This window comes from ANME-2 cluster archaeon, assembly GCA_014237145.1.
Lineage (GTDB): Archaea > Halobacteriota > Methanosarcinia > Methanosarcinales > Methanocomedenaceae > Methanocomedens_A.
The window spans coordinates 1-5,896 of the sequence record JAAXOC010000028.1; the positions used below are offsets into that span (position 1 = coordinate 1).

Annotated in this window: 6 protein-coding genes; 5 read left to right on the plus strand and 1 reads right to left on the minus strand. The window is 45.7% G+C overall.

Features of this window, described 5'->3' with window-relative positions; translation table 11 throughout:
- Positions 1-504 precede the first annotated feature (504 nt).
- The 4 genes from cobA to ahbC are packed head-to-tail and all read left to right on the plus strand — an operon-like array spanning position 505 to position 3,616.
- On the plus strand, positions 505-1,260 hold the full coding sequence (gene cobA, locus HF974_03775) for a uroporphyrinogen-III C-methyltransferase (GenBank protein ID MBC2697458.1): 756 nt from the start codon (positions 505-507) through the stop codon (positions 1,258-1,260).
- A 25-nt stretch (positions 1,261-1,285) separates the two neighbouring features.
- Positions 1,286-2,110 carry a uroporphyrinogen-III synthase gene (locus tag HF974_03780; GenBank protein MBC2697459.1) on the plus strand — a complete coding sequence of 275 codons (825 nt, stop codon included), beginning with the start codon at positions 1,286-1,288 and terminating at the stop codon, positions 2,108-2,110.
- Positions 2,103-2,387 carry a hypothetical protein gene (locus HF974_03785; GenBank protein MBC2697460.1) on the plus strand — a complete coding sequence of 95 codons (285 nt, stop codon included), beginning with the start codon at positions 2,103-2,105 and terminating at the stop codon, positions 2,385-2,387. Before HF974_03780 ends, HF974_03785 begins: the two co-directional genes overlap by 8 nt.
- A gap of 20 nt (positions 2,388-2,407) precedes the next feature.
- Positions 2,408-3,616, plus strand: coding sequence for a 12,18-didecarboxysiroheme deacetylase (ahbC, locus tag HF974_03790; protein MBC2697461.1), 1,209 nt, complete (start codon positions 2,408-2,410; stop codon positions 3,614-3,616).
- A 21-nt stretch (positions 3,617-3,637) separates the two neighbouring features.
- Here ahbC and larB read toward each other — a convergent pair whose 3' ends face one another.
- Entirely contained in the window at positions 3,638-4,411 is a 774-nt protein-coding gene (gene larB, locus HF974_03795) for a nickel pincer cofactor biosynthesis protein LarB (protein MBC2697462.1), read from the minus strand.
- 200 nt (positions 4,412-4,611) lie between these two features.
- On the opposite strand from larB, the gene HF974_03800 reads away from it, so the two are divergent.
- The gene (locus HF974_03800) at positions 4,612-4,830 is read left to right on the plus strand and encodes a 4Fe-4S dicluster domain-containing protein (GenBank protein ID MBC2697463.1); all 219 of its coding nucleotides are present in this window, start codon (positions 4,612-4,614) and stop codon (positions 4,828-4,830) included.
- Positions 4,831-5,896: the final 1,066 nt, after the last annotated feature.

The following is a 5,896-nucleotide window of genomic DNA, read 5'->3' on the forward strand; positions in this document are numbered from 1 at the left end:
CTTACACAAGTTCGCGAGTTATATGTGGTACATATTTATTTATATGGCCAAAACGTACTTATTCGTGTATTAAAAGGATGAGAGGGTAACAGGTTAATCTACGGGAACGTATCCCAAACACAGTATTTGTTATCCCTCTCGGCCTACCTATATAGTAGGCTACAAGATACTTTTTTATTGATCTTGCAAGAATAGTGTATATACGAACACTGATTAACGCAGATGCAACCTTAAATCAGCGTTAATCAGTGTGAATCAGCGTCTTGAAAAAAACTTAAAAAATAACTGTGTCAGACCATATATCTTACGATATTGTATGGTTGACTTGACACTAGTATAAACATGGTAAAGGATCATTCAATAAAAAGGAACCGCAGGAGCTTAATTTACCCCATCTGTCTTTCCCCTCAATGAGAACCCATTCACCCCCCCATCAGGAAATTATATCATACTTCCATAACCATAAGAAAACCATAATTCCCATTAAACAACGGAGACAATCCCATGAACAGCACAAAACCCGGCAAGGTATATCTCGTAGGCAGCGGTCCCGGAGACCCCGAACTCCTTACACTAAAAGCCCGCAGGCTGATAGACGAAGCCGACGTTGTCGTATACGACCAGCTTCCAGGCGAGCAGATACTGGCAAGCATACCAGAAAGGCCAGAGAAGATAGATGCCGGTAAATATGCAGGCAGCCACACCCTCAAGCAGGAGCAGATAAACCAGGCATTAGTAGATAAGGCCAAAGAAGGGAAAAAAGTAGTCAGGTTAAAAGGCGGCGACCCCTACGTGTTCGGCCGGGGCGGTGAGGAAGCGCAGGTACTGGTAAGCCATGGCATCAAAGTGGAAGTCGTGCCAGGTATCACCTCAGCCATAGCAGCTCCTGCCTATGCGGGTATACCGGTGACACACAGGGACCACGCCAGCATGGTTACATTCATCACAGGCCACGAAGACCCGACCAAGGAAGATTCTGCACTGGACTGGGACACACTGGCACATTTTGGCGGAACCATTGTAATCCTTATGGGTGTCAGCATGCTGCCCAGAAACGTCAGCGAACTGCTCAAACACGGCAAGGACCCGGCAACCCCGGTAGCCCTGATCGAAAGAGGTACCCGGCCTGACCAGCGCACTACAGTGGGGACGCTGGATAACATTGTCAAACTGGCTAAGGAAAGGGGTGTCAAAGCCCCGGCCATTACTATAATAGGCGGCGTGGTCACCCTGCATGATGAACTGGGTGAGATCAGGTAGAAATCAAACAGGTTTGATGGATAACATGGGCAGTACTAACACTAACAATAAACCCGGGCCTACAGTTGCCATAATGCGGCCTGAGCGCTACGAACAGGATTCGATACGAATATGCAGGCAGGCCGGATTTGAGGTAATATCCGTTCCCATGATTGAGATACTGGGAAAAAAGGATGAGCACTTTGACGGTTTTGTCTCAAGGGTGCTAACGGGAAAGTCTGATATTGTGATATTTACCAGTGCAAACGGCATATACCACACGCTGGACAAGGTGCCTGACCGGGAAGTTTTCATTAATGCCTTGAACCGCCTGACCAACATTGCCATAGGTCCCAAGACAAGAGAAGCAGCAGAGGAGCAGGGAATAGAGATATCATACATGCCTGAATCGTACAGTTCAAAAGGACTGGTAGAAGCCATCAGGCATAAAGCAAAGGGAAAAGTGGTGGATATTGCCAGGAGTTCACATGGTGCGGCTGTACTTGTGGATGGACTAAAGGCAGCCGGTGCTCAAGTTTTCGAGACCCAGGTGTATGAGATTGCCAGGCCCGGAAAAGACAGTGCACAGGAAGAACTTTTGCAGGCAATTATGGACCAAACAGTTGATGCGGTGGTGTTCACCAGCTCTATGATGGTCAGGAATTTCCTTGATCTGGCATCGCAGATGGGGGTAAGGGATACGGTCATCCAGGTCTTGAACAGTAAAGGCACGGTGGTTGCAGCTATCGGACATCCAACTGCCAATACATTAAATATGTATAAAATCCAGGTTACAATCGTTTCAAGTGAATATACCTTTAAAGCATTGATACATGAAGTAAAAAAAGAATTTGGGATTGATCATGACTGAACTTATTGTAGATGATAAAGCCATAGCATTCATAAAAGCTGAACTAAAGAGGGCAAATTCACCGGCAGCACGTTTGTTTGTAACAGGCGGGGGCTGCTGCCAGCATCTTGATATTGCGGTAGTGGAAAAGGAAATTGCCAGGGATATCAAGCATGTTAAGGATGGTGTCACATTCCATGTGGAAAAATACCTTGATGATAACACGTTTTCCCTGGAGATCACTTTTGATGAAAAGCGTGAGGTATTGTCTGCAACCATTAATTACAAGAGTTGTTAATAACGAGACGGAGTATATAGATGATAGGCATTTCAAAACTTTATTGCGGGACAGTTGAGCCTTCCGATGCACTTAGATACGAGCGGGATTCCAGTAAACTTCCATCCCATCTGCTGCAGTTTTCAAAAGACAAGAAACCAGTAGTGGTCTGGAATATGGGCCGGCGCTGCAACTTGAAGTGCATACACTGCTATGCCCAATCCAGGGATATCGAGTATGAGGATGAATTAACCACCCGGCAGGGCAAGGAACTCATTGATGACCTGGCCCAATTCGGCTCGCCTGTTATTTTATTCTCAGGCGGCGAACCCACAATGCGAAAAGACCTCCCGGAACTTGCTATGCATGCAAGGGATAAGGGAATGCGCGCTGTGATATCCACCAATGGCACCCTTATTGATGAAAAGATGGCCAAAGTCCTGAAGGATATCGGTCTATCGTATGTAGGAGTTTCACTGGATGGGATGAGGGAGACCAACGATAAGTTCAGGGGCGTGCCCGGTGCTTTTGATGCTGCATTGCAGGGTATGCGTAACTGCAAGAAAGAGGGTATCAAGGTGGGTCTGCGGTTCACTATCAACAAGAAGAACGCACAGGATATACCTGCGATTTTCGACCTGCTCGAAGAAGAGGGCATACCCAGGGTCTGCTTCTACCACCTGGTCTACGCAGGCCGGGGTTCGAAACTGGTGGAAGAGGACCTGTCCCATGAAGAAAGCCGTCGAGTGGTGGACCTTATCATGGACAAGACAAAGGAAATGCATGACAAAGGTTTCCCAATGGAAGTGCTTACTGTTGACAACCATTGTGACGGGCCTTATGTTTATTTCCGCCTCCAAAAAGAGGACCCCGAACGTGCTGCCGAGGTGTATGAACTGCTAATGATGAACCAGGGCAACTCCACTGGGATTGGTATCGGTTGTGTATCATGGGACGGTTCGGTCCATGCTGACCAGTTCTGGAGGCATTATTCTTTTGGTAATGTGAAGGAGAGACCTTTTAGCGAAATATGGATGGATACCAGTGACGAGCTTATGGCCGGTCTCAAGGACCGCAAAGCCCTGATAAAAGCTAATGCTGACAGATGTGCAAAATGTAAATGGCTGGAAATCTGCAATGCTAACTTCAGGGTCAGGGCCGAGGCTATTTATGATAATGTATGGGCTGATGACCCTGCATGTTACCTGACTAAAGACGAGATCGGGTACGATGAGGTAAGGGAAGAGTAATTTACAGTGACCACGCCTGGGCTAAACCTGGTTTTTACGGGCCTCTGCCACTACATTTGCAATCCGGGCAGCAAATGCTCCGGCCACGAATCCTGCATCTATATTAACCACACTCAGTACTGAACATGATTGCAGCATAGTATGCAGCGCTGCCGTCCCACCGCCGCCGGCACCGTATCCTGATGATACTGGTAGCCCTATTACAGGTACATCCACGATGCCGGATACTATAGTGGGAAGTGTCCCCTCCCGGCCGGCTGCCACTACAATTGCATCAATGCCTTTCTTTATTATATCCTCCAGGGGGGGGAACAACCTGTGGATACCGGCAGCCCCTACATCGTAGATGGTATGTACTGTCACCCCCATCTCCTGTGCAATAATCCTTGCTTCTTCGGCAACCGGTACGTCCACAGTGCCTGCTGTGATTATGCCAATAGCACCACCGGTCTTATCTACCTGGAAACCATCGGCTCTGAGAATGGCAATCCTGGCATACTTGTTCCATTCAACTGTGTGTTTTTGTTCAAGCACAGTAAGCTGTTCGTCCGAGACCCTGGTGAGTATGGCCCTTCCTTCATGTTTTAGATGTTCAATGGCAATATTGGCCAGGTCATCCGGGTTTTTTCCTTCTGAAAAGATGGCTTCAGGTATGCCTGTACGTTTCATCCGGTAGGGGTCGATGTTGGATATTTCGCTTAATATGTGGATATTACCGAGACGGATCTGTTTGCTGGCTTCGTCAACTTCGATGTCTCCGTTTTTTAATCTTTCAAGTAGACTGTTTAAATCCATGAAATATTTCAATCCTTTTTCCGGCTAATAATTGATTCCCATATCCAAACAACATGCAATTGCTCATTAAACCTGTTATGTGATAATTAATAAGCTGTTAAGGGTATTATATATGCTTGTATGAATATATTTCCATTATTGTAGGGATATTTTTTTGTTATACAGGGAGATGCGGTCCTGAAAAATACATTGGCATTAAAATGACACTAGAAATAATAGTTGACAATACTTGCACAGGTTGTGGACGCTGCAAGAAGGTATGTCCAAAAGGTCCGATAATATGGGACATTATAATCAGGAAAGATGGTAATCCTAAATATTTTGCAGCGAACCCGGATTCATGTCTCTTCTGCAAGAATTGTGTGGGTGTATGTCCTGTAATAGCGATTACCGTGCGGAATAGAAGTACATCCTGTTGATGTGTCACATTGGACCGGATTATCAAAATGAATCTGGGCTGGAAATATTTCAATATCAGCCACAGAAAAAAGTAATAACGCTTAGTATCCTCCAATGATCGAGATGTGCACCTGACAAGATGGGGTGATTTTGAACCACAGATACATGCTGATGAAGGCGGATATTATCGTATCTGCGTATATCTACGGTTCAAAACTCACAAGAATCCACAAGGCTGTCCGGCAATTACTTGTAAAAAGCAAGTAAAACAGGCTGTCCCAAAAACAACTTTTTACGACACATTGAAGTTCTGAGAATTTCCAACACACGAAGCCAACATCTTAATTTCCTTAAATTTTGTGCATGCATACATGGAAATCCACATATTTCACCGAAAGTTCACCAAAAACGTGGTTTTAAGCACCAATTACAACATTTTTCATGTCCACAACGAACTGATCTGCCCCCTCCGCCCTCACACTGTGATCGAAAAGCAGCACGTCCGCCTCAGCCAGATATCGCGACAGATAGTGTGCGGGTGCTCTGCAATGCGGGCGGCGACCTCGGGTGGTGGTGGGCTGCCGGCAGCGGCTATGGCTGTTAAAATATATAATCTACATGATGGTGAAACTGCATAGGACACAAAGGTTCGCAGAACATTTTTGTTTTTCTCTGCGTTCCTCCAGTGCGACAAGAAGTTATATCATGAATTGCAGTAATGCCACCCTCTCCATTTAGGGTGACCTTATTGTGGCATGCAACCACAGTAATGAAGTTGTGTGAAGCCCACATGACAATGTGGAAACCTCCAAAAGCCTAATTTGGACAATCTGCTAAGGTAAAAATGCTATGAAGAGTGTAATGCGAACCGTCGTAAGAGTCGTAACGCAGGACAAGTGAAAGTAGGATGTCACACTTGAACCAAAATGGTATAGAATCAGACTGTAATAGCTCGGATGATGTTATAGGAAATGGACATATGATTCTCGGCTTAGAGATGGCTTCTAAGGCATTAGAAATTATTCATGATATAGAACTTGGTAAACCCTATGTACTCCCAGTATTTGGGTAGAAACTCCGTGAGGA